Annotated in this window: 23 protein-coding genes; 13 read left to right on the top strand and 10 right to left on the bottom strand. The window is 58.0% G+C overall.

The features are described 5' to 3' along the window. Nucleotides 1-85 precede the first annotated feature (85 nt). Both ACLTXB_RS16335 and ACLTXB_RS16330 read left to right on the top strand, forming a co-directional pair. Nucleotides 86-1,012: a nucleotidyltransferase family protein gene (locus ACLTXB_RS16335; RefSeq protein WP_040649259.1), complete on the top strand. Its 927-nt coding sequence runs from the start codon at nt 86-88 to the stop codon at nt 1,010-1,012. A 4-nt stretch (nt 1,013-1,016) separates the two neighbouring features. Beyond that, nucleotides 1,017-2,132, top strand: coding sequence for a phosphotransferase enzyme family protein (locus ACLTXB_RS16330; protein ID WP_428227706.1), 1,116 nt, complete (start codon nt 1,017-1,019; stop codon nt 2,130-2,132). A 77-nt stretch (nt 2,133-2,209) separates the two neighbouring features. On the opposite strand, the gene ACLTXB_RS16325 is transcribed toward ACLTXB_RS16330, so the two are convergent. From ACLTXB_RS16325 to ACLTXB_RS16315, 3 genes are all read right to left on the bottom strand, one after another. Continuing rightward, on the bottom strand, nt 2,210-2,641 hold the full coding sequence (locus ACLTXB_RS16325; protein ID WP_428227705.1) for a flavodoxin: 432 nt from the start codon (nt 2,639-2,641) through the stop codon (nt 2,210-2,212). Nucleotides 2,642-2,674: 33 nt separating this feature from the next. Then, nucleotides 2,675-3,226, bottom strand: coding sequence for a DUF3793 family protein (locus tag ACLTXB_RS16320; protein ID WP_428227704.1), 552 nt, complete (start codon nt 3,224-3,226; stop codon nt 2,675-2,677). 124 nt (nt 3,227-3,350) lie between these two features. Next, nucleotides 3,351-3,527, bottom strand: coding sequence for a hypothetical protein (locus ACLTXB_RS16315; protein ID WP_008980202.1), 177 nt, complete (start codon nt 3,525-3,527; stop codon nt 3,351-3,353). A 195-nt stretch (nt 3,528-3,722) separates the two neighbouring features. Here ACLTXB_RS16315 and ACLTXB_RS16310 point away from each other — a divergent pair, with 195 nt between their 5' ends. The 10 genes from ACLTXB_RS16310 (at nt 3,723) to ACLTXB_RS16265 (ending at nt 12,933) form a co-directional block, all read left to right on the top strand. Beyond that, the gene (locus tag ACLTXB_RS16310; protein WP_428227703.1) at nt 3,723-5,003 is read left to right on the top strand and encodes a dihydroorotase; all 1,281 of its coding nucleotides are present in this window, start codon (nt 3,723-3,725) and stop codon (nt 5,001-5,003) included. Nucleotides 5,004-5,062: 59 nt separating this feature from the next. Beyond that, nucleotides 5,063-5,989: an orotidine-5'-phosphate decarboxylase gene (gene pyrF / locus ACLTXB_RS16305; protein ID WP_110441118.1), complete on the top strand. Its 927-nt coding sequence runs from the start codon at nt 5,063-5,065 to the stop codon at nt 5,987-5,989. A gap of 94 nt (nt 5,990-6,083) precedes the next feature. After that, a complete protein-coding gene (locus ACLTXB_RS16300) occupies nt 6,084-6,602 on the top strand; it encodes a hypothetical protein (protein WP_428227702.1) in 519 nt (172 codons plus the stop codon). A gap of 12 nt (nt 6,603-6,614) precedes the next feature. After that, a complete protein-coding gene (locus ACLTXB_RS16295; RefSeq protein ID WP_428227701.1) occupies nt 6,615-7,226 on the top strand; it encodes a hypothetical protein in 612 nt (203 codons plus the stop codon). Nucleotides 7,227-7,249: 23 nt separating this feature from the next. Further along, nucleotides 7,250-8,026, top strand: a complete 777-nt coding sequence (locus ACLTXB_RS16290) for a dihydroorotate dehydrogenase electron transfer subunit (protein WP_428227700.1) — start codon at nt 7,250-7,252, stop codon at nt 8,024-8,026. Further along, nucleotides 8,019-8,939 carry a dihydroorotate dehydrogenase gene (locus ACLTXB_RS16285; RefSeq protein ID WP_428227699.1) on the top strand — a complete coding sequence of 307 codons (921 nt, stop codon included), beginning with the start codon at nt 8,019-8,021 and terminating at the stop codon, nt 8,937-8,939. The genes ACLTXB_RS16290 and ACLTXB_RS16285 overlap by 8 nt, the downstream gene beginning before the upstream one ends. A gap of 18 nt (nt 8,940-8,957) precedes the next feature. Beyond that, complete coding sequence (locus ACLTXB_RS16280) at nt 8,958-9,296, top strand: DUF6054 family protein (protein WP_235395982.1); 339 nt, start codon at nt 8,958-8,960, stop codon at nt 9,294-9,296. Between the two features lie 17 nt (nt 9,297-9,313). Continuing rightward, nucleotides 9,314-9,631, top strand: a complete 318-nt coding sequence (locus ACLTXB_RS16275) for a DUF1622 domain-containing protein (protein WP_008980194.1) — start codon at nt 9,314-9,316, stop codon at nt 9,629-9,631. A gap of 26 nt (nt 9,632-9,657) precedes the next feature. Next, a complete protein-coding gene (locus ACLTXB_RS16270; protein ID WP_428227698.1) occupies nt 9,658-10,833 on the top strand; it encodes a GNAT family N-acetyltransferase in 1,176 nt (391 codons plus the stop codon). 60 nt (nt 10,834-10,893) lie between these two features. Next, entirely contained in the window at nt 10,894-12,933 is a 2,040-nt protein-coding gene (locus ACLTXB_RS16265; protein WP_428227697.1) for a YgiQ family radical SAM protein, read from the top strand. A gap of 45 nt (nt 12,934-12,978) precedes the next feature. Here ACLTXB_RS16265 and ACLTXB_RS16260 read toward each other — a convergent pair whose 3' ends face one another. Beyond that, a complete protein-coding gene (locus tag ACLTXB_RS16260) occupies nt 12,979-14,301 on the bottom strand; it encodes an acetyl-CoA hydrolase/transferase family protein (protein ID WP_428227696.1) in 1,323 nt (440 codons plus the stop codon). Between the two features lie 77 nt (nt 14,302-14,378). Then, complete coding sequence (locus tag ACLTXB_RS16255; protein ID WP_008980190.1) at nt 14,379-14,816, bottom strand: MarR family winged helix-turn-helix transcriptional regulator; 438 nt, start codon at nt 14,814-14,816, stop codon at nt 14,379-14,381. 156 nt (nt 14,817-14,972) lie between these two features. On the opposite strand from ACLTXB_RS16255, the gene ACLTXB_RS16250 reads away from it, so the two are divergent. Continuing rightward, nucleotides 14,973-16,148, top strand: coding sequence for an MFS transporter (locus ACLTXB_RS16250; RefSeq protein WP_428227695.1), 1,176 nt, complete (start codon nt 14,973-14,975; stop codon nt 16,146-16,148). Nucleotides 16,149-16,272: 124 nt separating this feature from the next. On the opposite strand, the gene ACLTXB_RS16245 is transcribed toward ACLTXB_RS16250, so the two are convergent. From ACLTXB_RS16245 to ACLTXB_RS16225, 5 genes are read right to left on the bottom strand one after another with little or no spacing between them, the layout of a single operon-like run. Then, the gene (locus ACLTXB_RS16245) at nt 16,273-17,289 is read right to left on the bottom strand and encodes a sensor histidine kinase (RefSeq protein WP_428227694.1); all 1,017 of its coding nucleotides are present in this window, start codon (nt 17,287-17,289) and stop codon (nt 16,273-16,275) included. Then, complete coding sequence (locus tag ACLTXB_RS16240; RefSeq protein ID WP_428227693.1) at nt 17,286-17,963, bottom strand: response regulator transcription factor; 678 nt, start codon at nt 17,961-17,963, stop codon at nt 17,286-17,288. Before ACLTXB_RS16240 ends, ACLTXB_RS16245 begins: the two co-directional genes overlap by 4 nt. Before the next feature lie 21 nt (nt 17,964-17,984). Then, nucleotides 17,985-18,263 carry an FtsX-like permease family protein gene (locus tag ACLTXB_RS16235; protein WP_428227692.1) on the bottom strand — a complete coding sequence of 93 codons (279 nt, stop codon included), beginning with the start codon at nt 18,261-18,263 and terminating at the stop codon, nt 17,985-17,987. Beyond that, complete coding sequence (locus ACLTXB_RS16230; protein WP_428227691.1) at nt 18,260-20,473, bottom strand: FtsX-like permease family protein; 2,214 nt, start codon at nt 20,471-20,473, stop codon at nt 18,260-18,262. Before ACLTXB_RS16230 ends, ACLTXB_RS16235 begins: the two co-directional genes overlap by 4 nt. Further along, nucleotides 20,457-21,149, bottom strand: a complete 693-nt coding sequence (locus ACLTXB_RS16225) for an ABC transporter ATP-binding protein (RefSeq protein WP_428227690.1) — start codon at nt 21,147-21,149, stop codon at nt 20,457-20,459. Before ACLTXB_RS16225 ends, ACLTXB_RS16230 begins: the two co-directional genes overlap by 17 nt. Nucleotides 21,150-21,471: the final 322 nt, after the last annotated feature.

The raw sequence follows: 21,471 nt of genomic DNA, 5'->3' as shown, positions 1-21,471 counted from the left end.
CCTGTGTAATATCCACTGGCCGGAGGCGGTCTCCCACCTCCGGCCTTACAGCGCCCGAAGGGCGAGAAAGAAAGGAATGGATTTTATGAAAAAACCGGTTCTTGTGGTCATGGCCGCCGGAATGGGCAGCCGCTACGGCGGCCTCAAGCAGGTGGACCCTGTTGGAAACCACAATCAGCTTATCATCGACTACTCCATCTATGACGCCCGCCGCGCCGGCTTTGAGACCGTCGTCTTCGTCATCAAGCATGAGATTGAGGACACCTTCAAGGCCGCCATCGGTGACCGTCTGAGCAAGGTCATTAACGTGAAGTACGCCTATCAGCAGCTGGACGATCTGCCCGAGGGCTACTCCGTTCCCGAGGAGCGCGTGAAGCCTTGGGGCACCGCCCACGCCATTCTGGCCGCCCGCAAGGTGGTGGATGGTCCCTTCGCCGTGGTCAACGCCGATGACTACTACGGCCCCGAGGGCTTCAAGAAGATCTACGACTACCTGGAGTCCCACCCCGACCAGCCCGGCTGCTATGAGTTTGCCATGGTGGGCTACCTGCTGGGCAACACCGTTACCGAGAACGGTCATGTAGCCCGCGGCATCTGTGAGGAGGACAGCGAGAACTACCTCACCCGGGTGACCGAGCGCACCCGCATTGAGAAGGACGGCGCCGATGCCCGCTTCACCGAGGACGACGGTGCCACCTGGACCCACCTCAGCGGCAACACCATCGTGTCCATGAACCTGTGGGGCTTCACCGAGAGCTTCCTGAAGGAGGCCGAGGCCCGCTTCCCCGCCTTCCTGGACAAGGCTCTGGCGGAGAACCCCCTGAAGGGCGAGTACTTCCTGCCCAGCGTGGTCACCCAGCTGCTGGAGGAGAAGAAGGCCCGTGTTAAGGTGCTGCGCAGCACCGACAAGTGGTACGGCGTTACCTATCGGGAGGACAAGCCCGTGGTGGTCAACGCCATTGCGGAGATGACCGCCAACGGTCTCTACCCCGACAAGCTGTGGGAGGTATAAGAACATGTCTCAGGCTGAACAGTTTCTGCAGGACGCTCTGAACGCCTTTGATTTCGGCGGTCAGGTCGTTGGCGCGGTGCGCTATGGCTCCGGCCACATCAACGATACCTTCTGTGTCCACACCCAGCCCGGCGAGGACCCCTGCCGCCGGTTTATTCTCCAGCGCATCAGCTCTGCCGCCTTCCATCACCCCGAGCAGGTGATGGCCAACATCGTGGGCGTCACCTCCTATCTGGGCAAGGTCATCGCCGAAGCCGGCGGCGACCCCACCCGGGAGACCATGTGTGTCTACGCCACCAAGGACGGCAAAAACTTCTATACCGATCCCGAGGGCGGCGCCTGGCGCGTCTACCCCTTCATTGAGGACACCAAGTGCCTCCAGTCCGCCGAGACCCCGGAGTTGTTTGCTGCCTCCGCCCTGGCCTTCGGCCGCTTCCAGCAGATGCTCAAGGACTACCCCGCCGACACCCTGTATGAGACCATTCCCCGCTTCCACGACACCGAGGACCGCCTGGCCAAGCTGAAGGCTGCCGTGGCCGCCGACGCCATGGGCCGGGTGAAGGACGTGCAGGCGGAGCTGGACTTTGTCACCGCCCGGGAGGCTGATTGCTCCGTGGCTCTCCAGGCTCTGCGGGACGGCAAGCTGCCCCTGCGCGTGACCCATAACGACACCAAGCTCAACAACGTGCTCATGGACCGCAAGAGCGGCGAGGGCGTGTGCGTCATCGACCTGGACACCGTAATGCCCGGCCTGTCCATCAACGACTTCGGCGATTCCATCCGCTTTGGCGCCAACCACTGTGCCGAGGATGAGAAGGACCTGTCCAAGGTGAACTTCGACCTGTCCCTGTTTGAGGTGTACACCCAGGGCTTCCTGGAGGGAGCCAACGGCGCTCTTACCCAGGCCGAGCTGGACTACCTGCCCTGGGGTGCCAAGCTGATGACTCTGGAGTGCGGCATCCGCTTCCTCACCGACTATCTGGAGGGCGACCACTACTTCCGCACCCACCGCGAGGGCCAGAACTTGGACCGCTGCCGCACCCAGTTTAAGCTGGTGGCCGACATGGAGGACCAGTGGGAGGCTATGAAGGCTGTGGTGGACAAGTACCGCCCCAACTGATGCTTGCTTACTTTCATTCCTTTCCATAAGAAAAACGGACGGTTTCCTGGAAACCGTCCGTTTTTCTATGTATTCTCTTAATACTTGGCAAAGCCCCGTCCAAACTCCCGGCACTGCTCCAATCCATCCTCGTCAGGAGTCTCGTTGATCATCAGACCCTGTTCCTGGTAGAGGTTGGCGTTGGCGTCCTGGGTGCGCTGCACCCAGTCCCGCATCCACTGGCCGTCGCCCCAGCCGTACGAGCCGAACAGGGCTACTGGGCGGCCGCTGAGACGGCGCTCCAGCTCGGTGAAGAAGGGCTCAAAGTCCATCTCCTCCAGCACCTCGGCTCCCATGGCGGGGCAGCCCAGGGCCAGCTTCTCATATTCCGTGGCCTGGTCGGCGCTCACCGCGGGCACGCTGAGCACGTCGCACTCCGCGCCCGCTTCCCGGATGCCCTCCGCAATGGCGTTGGCCATCATCTCGGTGTTTCCGGTCTGGCTCCAATAGATCACAGCAATCTTACTCATGGTGAACCTCCTAAAATATTCATATATACTTGGCTATGCCACAGCAAACACTTCAAACAGGGTCTCGCCCTGCTCTACCCGCCGCACACAGGTGCGGCACACCTGGGTAATCCGGGCAAACTGTCGGGAGGCACTGGGCACATCGCCATATACCTTCCAACAGCCGCACAACTTACAGCCCGCACCGCCATAGCGGATGAATCCTTCCACGTCCTCCACAGGGTAGCCCAGAAACAGCCCGATCTCATGGGGGAATCTCCCCTGTCCCGCTGCCCGGCGGGCCAGACGGTCCAGCTTGGTCTCCAACGATTCCTCCCGGCGATAGCCAAACTGCTCCAGCAGCGTGACCACCTTCTCCTGCGCAAGACACTGCTCCAGCAGGCGACGGCGGTAGACCAGCAGCAGATAGCGCTTGGAACAGGCACATAAAATCCGGAAGTGTACGTCTTTGGGAGCAAAGGCCCTGCGGTACTCCTCCAGCTGCCGGGACAGCTGAGGAAACTGACTGCGCTGGCAGGAAACCAGACTGGCTGGCTTGATCCCAGCCAAAGCCGGGGCGCAGTGGGCGGCAAGCAGATGATCCAAGGTAGTCAGTTTGATCCCTCCTTATAGTTAGTCTTTGCTAACTGCTATTTAAGTTAGCATATGCTAATTACTTTGTCAAGCATCATTTTTGCCCGGCGGAGCAAGCGCTCCGCCGGGCCTTTGCTCACATCCCCATGGCGTCGGTAAGAGTCTCCACCGCTTCGGTGACATTCTTAGCCGCCTTGTGAGCCACCCGCCGCATCTCACGGCGAGAGGGAGCCATGGTCATGCCCATAGCGGCGCCAGCCGCCATGCCCATGGTCATGCCCAGAAAAAACTTTCCATATCCGCATCCGTTCATCGCTTCTTCACGTCCTTTCCCGCACCAAAACGGCTTGTTTGGCGCGCATTGTTATTCTTTCCGGTTTCGGGGAAAAATGCGTTGCTAAATTCTGTGGATTCCGCTATAATTTAGTTTGAGTATGTGCGCGCATTCCTGCGCGTTTTTCGAAAACTGCATTGGGCATTTGCCCTACCCTTTGGAGGATTCTTTATTATGAAACTTCTGATCAAACACGGACGAGTCGTGGACCCGGTAAGCGGCACCGTATCCATCCAGGACCTGTATATCGAAAACGGAAAAGTGGTCCAGCTGGAAAAGGATATTCGTCAAGAGGCTGACCAGGTAATCGATGCGGACGGTCTTGTGGTGTGCCCCGGTCTGGTGGACATGCACGTACATCTGCGTGACCCCGGCCTCACCTACAAAGAAGACATTTTTACCGGTACTGCCGCCGCCGCTCACGGCGGCGTTACTTCGGTGGCCTGCATGGCCAACACCGATCCGGTGGTGGACACTCCGGAGCAGGTCCGCTATGTCAAAGACAAGGCTGCTCAGGCCAACGGCGTGCACGTCTACCCCATCGCCGCCGTCTCCATGGGCATGCGTGGCGAGGAGCCCTCGGATGCCGACGCCCTGAAAAAGGCGGGCGCAATCGCTCTGTCTGATGACGGCTGCAATGTGGACAACGCAAACCTGATGCGGGATGTGATGATCCACGCCAAGCGTCTGGAGATGCCGGTACTGTGCCACTGCGAGGACACCACCATGGTGGAAGGCCGTGCGGTCAATGAGGGCAGCGTATCCCGCCAGCTGTGGCTGGAGGGTCGGCCCGCCATCGCCGAAGAGATCATGGTCATGCGGGACGCCATGCTGGCCGAAGAGACCGGCGCCCACGTCCACATCTGCCATGTATCTACTGCCAAGAGCGTGGATATCATCCGCCGGATGAAAAAGCGGGGCGTTGCCATCACCTGTGAGACCTGCCCCCAGTACTTCACCCTCACGGAGGATGAGATCCTCACTCAGGGCTCCATGGCCCGGGTCAATCCTCCCCTGCGCACCGCTAAGGACATCAAGGGGATCATTGCCGGTCTGAAGGACGGCACCATCGACGCCATCGCCACCGACCATGCGCCTCACTCCGCCGAGGAGAAATCCCGGCCCCTCACCCGGGCGCCCAGCGGTATGGTGGGTCTGGAGACCTCTCTGGCCATCACCCTCACCGAGCTCTACCACACGGGCAAGATGAAGCTGCCCGATATCATCAAGCGCATGACCTACACTCCCGCCTCCATTCTGCGTCTGAGTTCCAAGGGCCGCCTGTCCCTGGGCAGCGACGCCGACATCACTATTTTTGACCCCGAAGAGGTCTGGACCATTGACCCGGAGCAGTTTGCCTCCAAGGCTCGGAACACCCCCTTTGCCGGACGGGAGGTCAAGGGTAAGGTAAAGTACACCATTGTAGGCGGAAATGTGATTTATCAGGACCGCTGAAGCAGATAGAAACTGCCGCTGGCAGAATTTGATTTTAAAAAGAGAAGGGAAGATCAACCATGTCTTTTGACGTGCTGCAGGAGAAGATCCGCGAGAAGAAAAACCCCACCGTGGCTGGGCTGGACGCCCGCATCGAGTATGTCCCCGAGTATATCCGCAAGGAAGCCTTTGAGAAGTATGGCGTGGGCCTGAAGGGGGCTGTGGAGGCCATCTGGCAGTTCAATGTGGGCCTCATTGATGCTCTGTGCGACATTGTCCCCGCTGTCAAGCCCCAGGCCGCCTACTATGAGAACCTGGGCTGGCAGGGCATGGAGATGCTGGAGCGCACCATCCGCTACGCCAAGGAGAAGGGTCTGTTTGTCATTGCCGACATCAAGCGCGGCGACATCGGCTCTACCGCCACTGCCTATGCGGAAGGCTGGCTCTCCGGCGCTCCCATCGAGGGGCAGGTGTTCAAGTCCTTCGACGCTGACTGTGTCACCCTCAACGGCTACATGGGCTCCGACTCCATCAAGCCCTTCCTGGAGGCCGCCAAGGGCGAGGACAAGTGTGCCTTCGTACTGGTGAAGACCTCCAACCCCGGCTCCGGTGAGCTTCAGGACGTGAAGGCCGCCGACGGCCGCACCATCTATGAAGTGATGGGCGAGCTCAACGAGCAGATTGCCGCCGGCACCGAGGGCAAGTACGGCTTTACCATGGCCGGTGCCGTCACCGGCGCCACCTATCCCCAGCAGATTCAGGATCTGCGCAGCCGCCTGCCCCACACCTTCTTCCTGGTGCCCGGCTACGGCGCTCAGGGCGGCACCGCGGCCGACGTGAAGTACGCCTTCAATGAGAAGGGCCACGGCGCTATCGTCAACTCCTCCCGCGGCATCATGTGTGCCTGGAAGAAGACCGGCGGCGACGGTCACGACTTCAAGGAGGCGGCCCGGAACGCCGCTATCGCCATGCGGGACGACATTGCTCAGTTTGTGACCGTAGAATAATATAAATTTTCCACTGGGGCCCTGGCCCTAGTGGAAACACCTTCATCCGGTTCGTAACAGTAGATTCGTTGACTCTGCATAAGGAGGGGATCCTATGGCTTACTGTGTGCTCTGCGGTAAAAAAGTTGGACTGCTCGATCAGATCGATTTGGATTTTCACGGCAGCAAGCAGGTTTTGTGCAGTGCCTGTGACGTCCGAATGAGTAAAGCATCCCCCGGAGAACGGCAGGACCTGGAACAGCAGATTCTGGCCTCTCCCCATTTACAGAAGGCGGACACGGTACAAGCAAATGTAAATACCGGAAAGGTCTGCCCGGCCTGCGGCGCCATACTGGAACGCAAGCTGGAGCACTTCTCCATCGACGCGGATGGCGGCGGCGGATTGATGACCCTTCTGGCCGACCAGTACGAGGTGGATCTGTATGCCTGTCCTCAGTGCGGTAAGGTAGAGCTTTATACCGCCGGGTTTGTCCCCCCTTCTTCCACACAGAACAACGAGCTAAAGGAGCAAGCCTCCCAGGCTGCTCCAGAGACGATCCCGGCCCAGTCCGATGAAAAACGCAGTTTCCGCTTCCCCTGGCAGGAAGAAGAGAAAGCCCCCTGGGAAAAATAAGGAGGGAGAGCCATGGCAAAACGGTGCATTTTCTGCGGCAAGGAATATGGTCTGTTTGGCGGCGGCATGGTTTTGTGCGGAGATACCGATGAACCAGTCTGCTCCAACTGTGTCGATGAGTTAACCCCACTTTCTCCCACAGAACGGGCGGAGAGAGCCTTGGCCACCGGTCGCGCTCTGTATCCGGATGAGCTCCAGAAGTTTTTGAACCGGGAAAGAATCCAGCAGGCAAAGAAGCAAGCTCGTCTGGAACGGGCCCATCAGGCCATCCGCACAGACAAAACCTGTCTGCGGTGCGGTGGACCCATGGAGAAATACGGAACCAAGATTTTCCATCTGGGCGATGAGGGTCTGCTGGGTCCGGTAGCAAGAGACGGGCTGTTTGCCTCCTGGCTGACAGCAGAGGTCATTCGCTGCGCCCAGTGCGGCAAAGCAGAATTCTATCTTCCTGAGCCTCCGGAACTGCCTAACATCCCTGACGAAGAGGAAGAGCCCGTCACCTGTCCGGTATGCGGCACTCGCCACAGCCCCTTGATTGGCTGCCCTAACTGCGCCATGAAACAGGCCACCTCTCCCCGATCTAGAAACACACAAACAGGAACCAAGCCTCCCTGGGAAAAATAACAGTCAGACAAAGGTGTGACACGATGAAAGTAGAACGCAAATGTAAAATCGTCTCCAAAGAGCAGATGGGAGACGCCATCTATATGACGCTGGAGTGCGGCGACATGGTCCGCACCTCCTTCAAGGCCCCCGGCCAGTTTGTCCATGTCAAGTGCGGTGAGGGACTGCTTCTGCGCCGTCCCCTTTCTGTGTGCTCCTGCCAGGAAGATGAGCCTCAGGACCTTCTGACCATCGTCTTTGAGGTCCGGGGCGAAGGCACCCAGTGTCTGGCCAACCGCCCCGTTGGCCACAGCCTGGACGTGCTGGGACTGGCTGGCAACGGCTTTACCATGAAGCCCGAGGGCCGCTATCTGCTGGTGGGCGGCGGCATCGGTATCCCTCCCATGCTGGGCTGTGCTCAGTATACCAGCGGAAAATCCACCGCTATTCTGGGCGGCCGCTCTCAGGACAAGATCATCCTGACCAATTCTTTTGAGGATGAGTGCGCCAAGGTGCTCGTGGCTACCGACGACGGCTCCATGGGTCACCACGGCTTTGTGGATGCCCTGGTGCGCCAGGAGCTGAGCGAGAATAACAACTATGACGCTGTGCTGGCCTGCGGCCCCAAGCCCATGCTGCGCAACGTAGCCAAGGTGGCCGAGGAGTTCGGCGTTCCCTGCCAGGTATCCATGGAGGAGCGCATGGGCTGCGGCGTGGGCGCCTGCCTGGTGTGCGCCTGCGATATGGCTGACGGCTCCCGCAAGCACGTGTGCAAGGACGGCCCCGTCTTTGACTCCAAGGAGGTGGACTGGAATGCCTAATGTGGATATGAGCGTCACCCTGGCCGGGATGACCATGAAAAACCCCATCTGTGTAGCCTCCGGCACCTACGGTTTTGGCCGGGAGTACGGCCAGTTTTATGATCTGAGCGAGATCGGCGGTATCTGTGCCAAGGGACTGACCCTCCACCGCCGTGAGGGAAATCCTGCCCCCCGTATTGCAGAGACCCCCATGGGCATCCTAAACTCCGTGGGCCTGCAAAATCCCGGAGTAGACGCCTTTATTGCCGAAGAACTGCCCTTCCTGCGCCAGTATGACGTGAAGGTTATCGCCAACATCTCGGGCAACACCCCCGAGGAATACGGCATCATGTGTGAAAAGCTGTCTGAGGCCGGGGTGGATATGATCGAGGTCAACATCTCCTGCCCCAACGTAAAGGCAGGCGGCCTGGCCTACGGCACCCGCCCCGAGCTGGCCGCTGAAGTCACCCAGGTGGCTAAGGCCCATGCAGGCAAAGTGCCCGTCATGGTGAAGCTCTCCCCCAATGTCACCGACATTACCGAAATCGCCCGGGCGGTGGAGGACGGCGGCGCTGATGCCGTGTCCCTCATCAATACTCTGCGCGGCATGCGTATCGATGTGAATACCCACCGTCCCATTTTGAAGATGAACACCGGCGGCATGTCCGGTCCCGCCGTCCTGCCTGTGGCAGTGCGGATGGTCTGGGAGGTTGCCCAGGCGGTGAAGGTTCCCATCCTTGGCATGGGCGGCGTGAGCCGCGGCGAGGATGCGGCTCAGCTGATGCTGGCCGGAGCCACCGCGGTTGCCGTAGGCACCGCCATGTTTGCCGATCCGTTCGCTCCCATCAAGGTGCGGGATGAGCTGGCCGATATTGCCTCCCATCAGGGTCTGGAGCGTGTGGCTCAGCTCACCGGAGGCGTTCAGCCCTGGTAAGGGAAGGAGGGCTTTTCGATGGACGAAAACACCTTTTTGGTCTCCTTGTCTATGGAAGAGACCGCCAAAAAGATCCACTCCGCTGTGGTGGACGGAAGCATCACCGGAGAACTTCTTGATCACTATGTGATCCAGGGCCAGGGAGAGCAGTATTGCATCGTGGCCGTCTATGAAAAGCACTACTGGCGGGCAGGCAATCGTCTGACCCTCACGGTTACCATCGATAATCTCTCCGGCCCCACCCGGGTGCACTGCATTGGCGGCGGCGGAGGCGAGGGGCTGTTCCGTTTCGACTGGGGCGCGGCCTCCTCCTTCTCCTCCCTGGTCTATGAGTGCCTGCGCGACGATATGTTATAATCTTTTAGGAGGTTGCCATGCTGGAAGAATTGATCGCCATGCTTCTGCCCCCGATCATCTCCATCTGTGAGCTGATGGGCATCTTTGTGGTGGCTGTTTCCGCTGTGCGCGCCTTCTGGAACTACTGCAAAGGCCTGGTCACCCACGTCCCGCTAGACGTAAAATTTGACTTGGCCAACGGACTGGCCACCAGTCTGGAATTTAAAATGGCAGCGGAGATCCTGAAAACCGTGCTGGTGCGGGATCTGAACGAACTGGTTGTCCTGGGGGCGGTGGTTTTGCTGCGGGCGCTGCTGTCTCTGCTGATCCACTTTGAAATGAAGTCCCACGGCTGATCTCTTATGCAAAGGACTGGAATGATATGACAACAATTTACCTGATTCGTCATGCGGAGGCAGAGGGAAACCTCTATCGCCGCATCCACGGTTGGTACGATTCTCTGATCACGAAAAATGGAGAGCGTCAGATTCAGGCGCTTCAGCAGCGGTTTGATTCGGTTCCCATTGACGCGGTCTACTCCAGCGACCTCATCCGCACCCAGCTCACCGCAGGGGCTGTATATCTCCCCAAAGGTCTTCCCCTCCACCCGCACCCCGGACTGCGTGAGATCCACATGGGTGACTGGGAGGACCGCACCTGGGGCGAGGTGCGCCACTTTCAGGGAGAGCAGCTGGCTCTGTTCAACCATACCGATCCCAGCTTCCAGGCTCCTGGCGACGGAGAGGGCTTCGGCCCGCTGGGAGACCGGGTCTATGAAGCCATCCGCTCCATCGCCCAAAAGCACCCCGACCAGAATGTGGCTCTCTTCAGCCACGGCACTGCTATCCGGCAGTTTTTAGGCAAGGTCAAGGGAACAGAGCCTGAGCAGTGGAAGGACCTGCCTCACTTTGACAACACCGCTGTTACCTGCCTGGCCTGGGACGGAAACGCCTTCCATATCGTCTATGAGGGCGACAACTCCCATCTGGATGAGTCCATCTCCACGCTGGCCCGCCAGTCCTGGTGGCGCAAGGGCGGCCAGAAGGCGGAGGACGTAAACCTTTGGTTCCGCCCCCTGGACCCGGAAAAGGAACAGGAGCTCTATCTCGCCGCCCGGCGGGACACCTGGATCACCGTCCACGGTACCGAGCTACCCTTTGACGGTCCCGGCTTCTGGGAAGTCGCCCGGCGTGATTTGGAAATGTCCCCCTGGGGCGTATCCGTGGCTATGGCCGGAGACCAGTTTGCAGGCATGATCCAGCTGGATCTGGAGCGCTTCCGCTCGGACGGAGCGGGTTACATCCCCCTGTGCTACATGGCTCCCGAGTTCCGCAACCGCGGACTGGGCGTGCAGCTGCTGGGGCACGCAGTATCCATCTTCCGCAAGGAGGGCCGCCAGGGCCTGCGTCTGCGCTGTGCACTGAATAACGATCACGCTCAGCATTTCTATGATAAATACGGTTTCCACAAGATCGGCGTGGAAGAGGGCAAATGGTTCCCCCTGGACGTGTTGGAAAAGCCCATCTGCCGCCCCGATATTCCAAATGTAGCAGAATAACTGCTTTGCTGCGGGACACCCGGTGTCCCGCATTTTATACTAAGGAAGAGAGGTTTCCCTATGGGATTTGACCGCGACCTATTTTTACCTGTAAGCCGGGAGGATATGGACCGCCGGGGCTGGGACAGCTATGATGTGCTGCTCATCACCGGCGACGCCTACGTGGACCACCCCTCCTTCGGCCCCACGATTATTGGCCGGGTGCTGGAGGCAGAGGGCTACCGGGTGGCCATTCTCGCCCAGCCCGACTGGCACAGCGCCGCCCCCTTCCAGGCTCTTGGGCGTCCCCGGCTGGCGGTGATGATCTCGGCGGGCAACCTGGACTCCATGGTGGCCCACTATACCGCCGCCCGGAAACGCCGTCACGACGACGCCTACTCCCCCGGTCGGAAAGCCGGACTGCGCCCCGACCACGCCACGGTGGTCTACTCCAACCGGGTGCGGGAAGCCTTTGGCGACATTCCCATCATCATCGGCGGCCTGGAGGCCTCTCTGCGCCGCTTTGCCCACTACGACTACTGGGAGGACAAGGTTCGCCGCTCCATTCTCTTTGATGCGCAGGCGAACATCCTCACCTATGGCATGGGCGAGCTGGCCTCCAAAGAGATCATCTCCCGGTTGGCCAGTGGCACCCCTGTGGATGAGATCACCGATGTACGGGGCACCTGCGTAGCCGCCGCCCATCCCGGTGTGTGCGCCTACCCCTGGGTGGAAGTCCCCTCTTTTGAGGAGGTATCCTCCAGCAAGGAGGCCTATGCCCGGGCCAATATGGTAGAGTACAACGAGCACGATCCCTTCGTAGGCAAGGCCATTCTGCAAAAGCACGGCCGCCAGTTCCTGCTGGTCAACCCGCCCACCCGGCCTCTCACTACGGCGGAAATGGACGAAGTTGCCGAGCTGCCCTATGTCCGGGAGCCCCATCCCATGTACGATGAGATGGGGGGCGTGCCTGCGATTGAAGAAGTGCGCTTCTCGGTGACCCACAATCGTGGCTGCTTTGGCGCTTGTAACTTCTGCTCCCTGGCCTTCCACCAGGGGCGAGTCATCTCCTGCCGCAGCCACCAGAGCGTCATCCGGGAGGTAAAGGCCCTGACCGAGCACCCCGGCTTCAAGGGCTATATCCACGACGTGGGCGGTCCCTCTGCCACCTTCCGCCGCCCTTCCTGTCAGAAACAGCTCAAGCACGGCATGTGCAAAAACCGGGCCTGCCTGGCCCCCGAGGCCTGCCCTAACCTGGACGCCGACCACACCGACTACATGATGCTGCTGCGCAAGCTTCGTGAGATTCCCAAGGTAAAGAAAGTGTTTATCCGGTCGGGCATCCGTTTTGACTATCTGATGAAGGACCCCAGCGGGGAGTTTTTCACCGACCTCATCCAGCACCACATCTCCGGCCAGCTGAAGGTGGCTCCGGAACATTGTGTGGCCCACACTCTGGACTATATGGGCAAGCCCCATATCGAGGTCTACGAAAAATTCCGGGAGAAGTACTTTAAGCTCAACCGCCGCTACGGGAAGGACCAGTACCTGGTCCCCTACCTCATCTCCTCCCATCCCGGCTGCACTCTGGAGGATGCGGTCCAGCTGGCCGAGTGGCTCAACAAGCAGGGCCACATGCCCGAGCAGGTCCAGGACTTTTATCCCACTCCCGGCACCCTGGCCACCTGCATGTGGTACACCGGTTTGGATCCCCGGACCATGAAGCCGGTGTTTGTCCCCAAGACACCCCATGACAAGGCCCTCCAGCGGGCTCTCATGCAGTGGCGCAAGCCTCAGAACCGTGCCCTGGTGTTGGAGGCCCTCCACAAGACGGGCCGGGAGGATCTCATTGGCTACGGCAAGCACTGCCTCATCCGCCCCGGCAAGGGACAGTCCTACGGGGCACAGGGCAACAAGGACAGCCGTCCTGCCGCCAAGGGAAAGGGCGGAAGTGCCTTCCAAGGCAGAAGGAAAGCCCCCGGCGATCCCAGAAAGGAACGCTTTGACGGACGGCACACCGCAGAAAAGAAGAACGCTCCCAGCACTCCCAAGCGCAAGGCGGGCTGGGCCAAGCCCAAGCCCCCGGTGACAAAGGGCACCAAGGGTCGGAAAAAGCGATAAAATGTAAGGACGGAAGCCATAGGCTTCCGTCCTTTTTCTTATCCTTTATCGGAAATTTTCTTTTGCGTAGGCCTCCAGCTCCGCGCGGAACTGGGGATGGGCCACCGAAATCATAGCCTGGGCCCGTTCAGGCAGGGACAGGCCGGACAGCTTGACCACGCCGTACTCCGTAGCCACATACTGAATCATCCCCCGGGGAGCGGACACAGTACTGCCCGCCGGAATGAAGGGAACAATATTGGACTTCAGGGTCCCGTCCTTGGTCTTACGGGCGGAGTTCATGCAGATAAATCCCTTTCCGCCGGGAGATCGGAACGCTCCCTCCAAGAAGTCCAGCTGGCCGCCAGTGCCGGAGAGCTGACGGGTACCCGCCGATTCCGCGTTTTCCTGACCCATCAAATCCAACTGCACTCCGCCGTTGATGCTGATGAAATTGGACATGTCTCCCATGCGGTGGGGATCGTGTACATAGTCCACATCGGCGGGACGGAAGAGCTGGGGCTCCTCCTTCAGCCAGTCGTAGAGCTCCTGGGAACCCATGGCCAGGTTCCAGGTGGCGTAACCCCGGTCCACCTCCTTGCAGGCATTGGTGAGCTTGCCCGCCCGGTACAGGGTAAGGAAAGCGTCGCTGATGGTGCCGGTGTGACAGCCCAGGTCCTTCAAATCGGACTGGGCCAGCATCTGGGCCACAGTAAAAGGCACGCCGCCCACACCCAGAGACAGTACCGCTCCGTTGGGGATCTCCTCGACTACCCGCTTGGCAATCTGGATGTCCACCTCGGTGGGCTCCTTGTAGGAGCGGGTGGGCAGAGCCTCGTGCTCTCCTTCCACGATGTAGTCGGCCTCAGACAGGTGGACCCGGTGAGAGCCGTCCACCCCCTGGAGGGTGGGCAAATGCTCGTTGATCTCAAAAACCACCGTGCGGGCCGCCTCAAAGATGGTACGCCAAGCGTAGTTGGAGATACCCAATCCGCAATAGCCCTTCTCATCGGGCTTGGACACCGGCACAAAGGCCACGTCTACCCGAATATGATGGCGGTAAAACTGGGGCAGATAGCGCAGAAGCATAGGCATAAAGGTACACAGCCCCCGGCTCTGGAGCTTTCGCTCATAGTCACCGATGTGCCAGCTGTAGTAGTGAAAGGCCTTCTGCTCCGGATCCTGCTCCACCACTTCAATACGGGGACGGATCACCAGACCGCCCCGGATCTTTACGTCGGTCAGCTCGTCCCGCCGCTCCGCCAGAGCCCGGTCCATCAGCTCCGGGAAACCGCCGCCAAAGCCGTAGTCCACCCAGTCGCCGCTGTGTACTGCCAGCCGAGCCGCTTCCTGAGGAGAGACAAACTTACTTTTATAGTCAGAAAACATGGTTTTCCTCCTTCTTTCTCAAACTAATACCATTATACCGGCAGTTTTGAGAAAGGGCAAGCAAAACACACGCTCCATTACTCCTCGTCCAGAGCGATGGACGCCTCTGCCGCCAGCTGCAGCAGACGTCTGAATTCTTCCCGCTCCTGATCCGTCATGGTGTGGGTCATACGCTGAAAACATGCCTCGACCTGCTCCTTGATAAATGGATAGATCTCCCACGCCTTTTCCGTCGGAGAAATATCATAGGTCCGTTTGTCTTTGGCATTGGTGGTGCGAACCAGGTAGCCCCGCTCCTCCAGCTTGTTCACCGTCTTGGCAATGACACTTTTATCCAGAGACAGCCGCTTGGTGATATCATCCTGGGTCAGGGACCGATAATCGCAGATAATCAGGATTACTACGGCCTGCGCCGCAGAAAGATCATACGATGCACAGTTGTTATTCAGCCAGATATGGGACTTTCGATACAGAATGGAAATCGACTTAAATGGGCCCTCTGCCACATAGTCCATGCCCACCCCCTCCTTTGTATCAAGCGTGTTTTCATTATACCCTTTTTTGGTGGCGCGTGCAACCAGATATTGACGCCGCCCCCTGCGTCATGTTATTTTAAATATAGTGGCATGTGCCACCATTTTAGTTTAATGAAACAAAGGAGTCTTGCCTGAATGAGAACAACGGAAAAAATATGGAATCGGAGATTTATTCTCCTCTTTATCACCAATCTTTTGGTTTTAGCCGCTTTTTACGCATCCATTCCTATCATCCCGGTATATTGTCAGGAAATTGGTATTACCGGTTCAAAGGTAGGTATTGTGCTCACTGCTATGTCGGTATCTACGGTTCTGTTCCGGCCGGTGGCGGGCTACCTGCTGGATAATTTCAACCGCTATCACGTATATCTGCTCTTTCTGACTCTGTTTTGTCTGTCTTTTCCCGCATTTATTGCGTTTCCAGTATTTGCTCTCCTGATTGTGGTTCGCCTCTATATGGGAGTCGTGTACTCGGTATGCGGATCTGCTACCATGACTCTGGCCGGCGACGTCCTCCCCGTCTCCAAAATCACAGAGGGCATCAGCCGATTCGCTTTCACAGTATCCATCGGCATGGTAGTTGGCCCTTTTGTAGGACTTCAGGTCCAAAATAATATGAACAGCAAAGCGTCCTTTCTGACCATCTTTGGCATTACTGTGGCTGCTCTGATCTGTGTCTCCTGCTGCAGGATAAAATACCCCAAGACTCAGCAGAAACCATTTTCTCTGAAAGAGTCTATCTACGGTCCTGCGCTCCCTTTTATGTTTAACATGATGTTTCTGATGATCCCCTACGGCGCGGTCATTGCCTACTGCTCCATTCTGGCTCAGGAAAAGGATGTTATGGGGCATCTGCCCTATTTTTATGTCTGCCTGGTGGCAGAGCTTTCCACCCAAAAGGCGATTGACGCCGGTAAGCATCGTCTCTTAGTCTATACCAGCCTGGTGGTACTGATCCTTACCATGGTCAGCTTCCTTTTCCTCACAACCGGAATTCATCTGCTGGCATCCGGATTCTTCTTTGGGCTGGGTTACGGAATTCTGCAGCCTCTTTTCCAATCCTTTGTCACTGGAACCACCCCCGGTCCAAAACGCGGTGCCGCCAATTCCACCTATATGCTTTCTTACGACATCGGAATTGGAATTGGCTCTCTCCTAATGGGCTTTATGCAGGAATCTGTGGGTCTGACCACTGGATTTGCTCTGACGGCCATCGCTTATGTGGCAGGGGGCATTATCTATATCACGTATTCGGACGGATACTATTCCAAATTGAAAGCAATATGCCAGGACTCCAAGACTTCACTCTAAAATCTAACAATTGATAAAAGAGCTAACTGACCTTATTTTGTCAGTTAGCTCTTTTCTAATTTATCCTGGAAAGAATAGGTAACATTGATCGGTCACAGCTTAAAATTCTGCAGACAGAACTTAGTCAGCTGCGCCGCAGGAAAATGGAAAACGTACTTCCCTTATGGTCAGACGACACTTTGATCCATCCCCCCTGTTCCTGAACGACCTTCCGCGCCAACGGAAGTCCCAGGCCCACTCCTTCCACCGCCTGCACACTCTGGCCGCGGTAAAAGCGCTGAAAGATCTTCGGGATCTCCTCAGGTGGGATTCCATATCCAGTGTCGGAAATATTGATTCGGCAGTAGGTCTCGTAGCTTTCCAAGGTAAGAGTCACCCATCCCCCTTGCGGGGTATACTTGACCGCATTGTCCAGGACGTTGAAGATGGCCTCTTCCGTCCACTTTGGGTCACAGCACACCGCAATTGGTTTGGACGGCGGCTGGATAGAGAGATTGATTTCTTTACTCTCTGCCGCCCGACGTACCTGCAGCGCAGCATTGAGAACCAGTTCCTCTACTTCAGTAATCCGTGGCTGAAGGCGGATGCTCCCGGACTCCAGACGTGAAAGCTTAACCATGCTGTCCAGTAAAAAGTCCAGCCGCTCCAGGGCGCGCTGCATCCTGCTTCCATACTCCTGCCGCTGTTCCGGGGACAGCTCAGGCTGTACCAAAAGAGAACCGTAAATCTGCAGAGTGGCCACCGGTGTTTTCAGCTGATGACTCAGGTCGGACACCAAGCTTTGGATCTCATCCCGCTCTCGCTTTGCCTGCCGGTTCAGTCCCGCCCAGATAGAGGCCAGCCGCTCCACCTGCTGTTGAAGCCGTGAGAGGACGGTATCCTCCTGGGGCGGAAAAACAGGATTCTGCCGAAGCTGGGTCAGCTGATCGATCAGGTCGGATAGTTGAACCACCAGTTCCCTCATGCTGTCTCTTGCAGTCCGGTAGAGAAGAATCTGCACGGCCAGGCATACTGCCAAAAAAAGCCCCACTACCCATGGCATTTGGCGCTGTTCCAAGCACAGCGACGCAATCAACAGTCCCAGCCCGGCCACAGCCAGAATCGTCCACAAAAGGGCTGCTCGCCGCTCATATCGTTTCATGTTGCCTCCCCAAAGGTGTAGCCCAGTCCAAATACCGTGACCACATAGCGCGGATTCTTTGGATCGGGCTCCAGCTTCTGCCGCAGGCGGCGGATATGGACACTGAGAGTATTCTCATCTATAAAGCTTCCTTCCACGTCCCAAATCTGCTCCAACAGCATCGTTCGGGTGAGCACCCGGCCACGGCTGCGGGCCAGCCTTTCCAGCAGCTTCCACTCGGTGGCGGTGAGGTGGATGGTTTCCCCCTGTCTGCGTACGGTCTGCCGCTCCAGGTCAATCTCCAGTTCCTGATAGCGGATTATTTGAGCGCCGCTGCCAGTTCTGCGCAGCACAGTCAGCACCCGCTGGCGCAGCACCTCCGGGGCAAAGGGTTTTGTTACATAGTCGTCACCGCCCATTTGGAATCCCCGGACCACGTCCTCATCGGCGTCGTTGGCGGTGAGAAAGATGACGGGGGTGTCCCGTGCCTGCCGGAACCCGGCACACAGGTCCAGGCCGCTTCCGTCGGGCAGACGGATGTCCAGCAGACACAAGTCAAAGCGGACGGCCTGCCAAAGCTTCTGAGCCTGGGCGGCGTTGTGGGCCAGCGCCACGGCGTGGCCGTCCTGCTCCAGTGCGGACTTCACCGCCTGCCCCAACAGAACATCATCTTCTACCAACAAAAGCTGGGCCATGGGTACCTCCTAAAAAACAGGTCAGCTGGTCTCCCGCAGGCGCTGAATCACCGGTTCCCGGGAAGAGATCCGGTAGGCCAGGGCGGAAATGCAGGGACACAGCACCAAAAGAGCCAGCACCACCCCCACCACCAGCCTGGGCGGCCACACAAAGGAGAAAGCCAGCACCCCTGCATCAATATGGGTATCGGAAAAGGCGGCCCACAGAATACCACAGCCCGCCAGGAACAGGACGGAGGATAAAACCGCGTAGATGCCCCCCTCCCACATGACCATAGCCCGCAGCTGCCGGCGGGTCATGCCCACTCCATCATGGCCAGCTCCCGCCGGCGGGTCTGCACCGAGGCGGCCATCACATTCACATAGTTCATAAGCCCCATCAGCACCATTAGAATGCACACGCCGTTGCCCACCAGGGCTACGGTCTGCTGGTTGTGGGCATAGTCCGCCTGGGCCTGGGCGGCGCTGACATACTCCACGTGATCGGGAGCCACGGCCAGGATTTCCTGAATGGCCTGATCCAAAGTCATCAACTGGCCCTTCTCGGCGTTGATGCAGATATTCCGGATATCTGCATCCGGATTGATCCGATCCATACCGGCCTGGCTGACCAGTACCCCAGGCACATCATTGTTACCGGACGGAGAAACTGCCAGGGGAACGTCCCTGCTCACCACCCCGCCAATGGTAAAGGACTGGACCTGTCCGTCCCGGCCGCAGATGGACAGAGTCTGACCCACCATGCCGGAAAAATCCTCCGTCGGGTCGACATATTCTCTGCTGCTGTCGTAAATCAGCAGTGTATCCCCAGCGGCAAAGGCATCCAAATCCACCGGCTGCTCCGCAGTCTGATTATACTCCTCCAGGGCAGAAAGCTCCAGGGTCACCGCTTCTGTGCGCTCAAATTGGCCCGCGCCGGCCTGATATGCCTCCATTTTTTCTTTCACAGCGGCCGGGTCGTCTTCGCGCACCCACCGGGCAAACTGCTTGGCATAGGGCCAAAGGACCGCTGGGTCACTCTGCATATACAGCGCGGACATCCGGGTGATCTCCATTTCTTCGATGCCGTCCAGTTGGGTGATAGCCTCCATAGCACCCTGATTGAGGTTCGGTGCAAAATCGGAATCTCCATCTTCCTCCAGGTTAGTTTCCCGGAAGGTAAAAATAGTGATGTCATAGCCATTTGTATCATACTCCGGCATGTCCAGGTGGAACACGCTGTTTACCGCCAGAATGAGCACCGCCCCCAGGGTGAGGGAGGCAAAGACCCAGAGGGCCTGCTTTTTCTGCCGGAACACGTTGTGCAGGGCCATGGAGCGCAGCCCGGTCCGCCGCCCCGCTTTCCCACGGCGTTCTCCCGGCAGCCCGGTGTAGGACAGGGCCTGCATGGGGGAGATTTTTCCCGCCAGCCGAGCCGGTTTCCAGCTGCTCAGAGCCACCGTCAGCGACACAAACAGAATGGTACCCAAAAAGATGACAGGGTAAAAGACCACCGTCCGGGGCATGGCGGACATATTGTCGTTGGTCAATGTCTCCAGAGCCCGAGGTACCACCTCCAGGCAGAGCAGCATCGCCGCCAACATACCGGGTAACAGACCGACCAGGGCTGCCAGTATGGCTTTTGCCCGCACCAGGGTGCGCAGCTGCTGGGGTGTGGTTCCCAGGGTCTTCAGCATGCCGTAAAACCGGATGTCATGTTGAACGGAGAGGGACAGAATGTTGCTGACAAACAGACAGCTGCCCACCAGAATGAGCAGAGCAGTAAATCCCAGCAGGCCAAGGACCTGCTCTAGGGCAACGACGGAGCGCTGGGATGTGGAAACCCAGTACTGCGCGTCTGTAAGCGGAATCTGCTGCAAGGCCTCCCAGGTTCCTTCCTCAGACCAGCACACCCCCAGCTGACAGCTGTCCCAGCCCCAGAATTCAGAATAGATCTCCCGAATTCCAGACTCCGAGCGGAGCACCCGGTCCTCCGATTTGTAGTCGGTAAACCAGCCGGTTAGCTGGTAATCCTGGGTCAGGTGGATGGTCATGCCCACCTCCGGATTTTCAATGCCTAGCCGTTTGAGGGTACCCGTGGACATCATGATCCTCAGCGTATCCTGAGGATAGGTTCCCACCACATCGGAGATCATGGGGAGGATCTGGTATTCCCAGGCTGCCTCGTCGTAGTACCAGTGCTGTAAGGGAATCTCGAAGCCACGCGCACCTGGAATCGTCTCACTGCCCGGCGATATTCGGATGCCCACCACCTCCACCCCGGGGGTGGCTTTGATCTGCTCATACTGCTCCTGGGTGGGAGCGTACAGGAGAGCGTCGGTCACCCCGTCCAGCCGGTCCATCATGACCTGTAAATTGCGGAAGTAGTTGACACCGATGGTAAAGATGGAGAAGAGCATAAGAGTGGAAAGAAAGACAGCCAGGGCGGTAAGCAGGTTTCGGCCCAGGTTGGCCTTAATGCTTCGTCCGGCCAGACGCCAAAAGAGGCGGCGGTTATGAATGCGGAACATGGTCCCCCTCCTTCCCCAGGATGCGTCCGTCCTCAATGTGGAGGATGCGGTCGGCCAGCTGGGCCAGTTCCTCGTTGTGGGTGATCATGATGAGGGTCTGCCCAAACTTCCGCACGGAATTCTGGAGCAGCAGGGCCACCTCCAGTCCGGTTTTGCTGTCCAGGTTTCCGGTGGGCTCATCGGCCAGAATCAGGGCCGGCTTAGTGGCCAAAGCTCTGGCAATGGCCACCCGCTGCTGCTGTCCGCCAGAGAGCTGGTCTGGCATGGCATAGCGCTTCTCCTCCAGTCCAAGAGCATGGATGATCCCGTCCAAAAACTCCTTGTCAGGCCGCAGCGCATCTGCCTCCAAGGTGAAGGTGATATTCTCATACACATTGAGCATGGGGATGAGATTGAAGTTCTGAAAGACAAAGCCGATGTTTCGCCGACGGAAGATGGTGAGCTGCTCGTCATTAAGTTTCCCCAGGTCGTGCCCCCGCACCCACACTTCACCAGAGGTTGGCTTGTCCAGCCCGCCCGCTAAATTTAAAAAGGTGGACTTCCCGCTGCCGGAAGTGCCTACAATGGAGACAAACTCACCCTCCTCCACCGTCAGGGATACGTGGTTCAGCGCGTGGACGGCATTGTCTCCGCTGCCGTATGTCTTGCACAAATCTTTGGTAATCAAAATCGCCATAGGTATCCCTCCTACGAGTTGTTACCAGTAGAATACCATAAACTTCTTACGGTCTGGTGACAGGCATTTATTATCATCAGCTCAGGTCGCAAACTTAATCTTCAAACCCTTTGTGTTGCTCAAAACAGTCATAAAAAGAGCTAACCGATTCAATTAAAATCAGTTAGCTCTTCTTAAAAGCAAGGAAAAATTGTTGCCACAGAGGGCATCAAGCCTTGGAAACTCCTATCATTACAGGCTTTTTCGGGCCTTCTAAGTTACTCCCATTCGGCAAATTCAAGTATATGGGGGTGTATTTAGGGTGATTTTATAGACAAAGCAT

Source organism: Flintibacter sp. (genome assembly GCF_046973065.1).
This window is presented reverse-complemented; position numbering and strand designations above follow the sequence as displayed.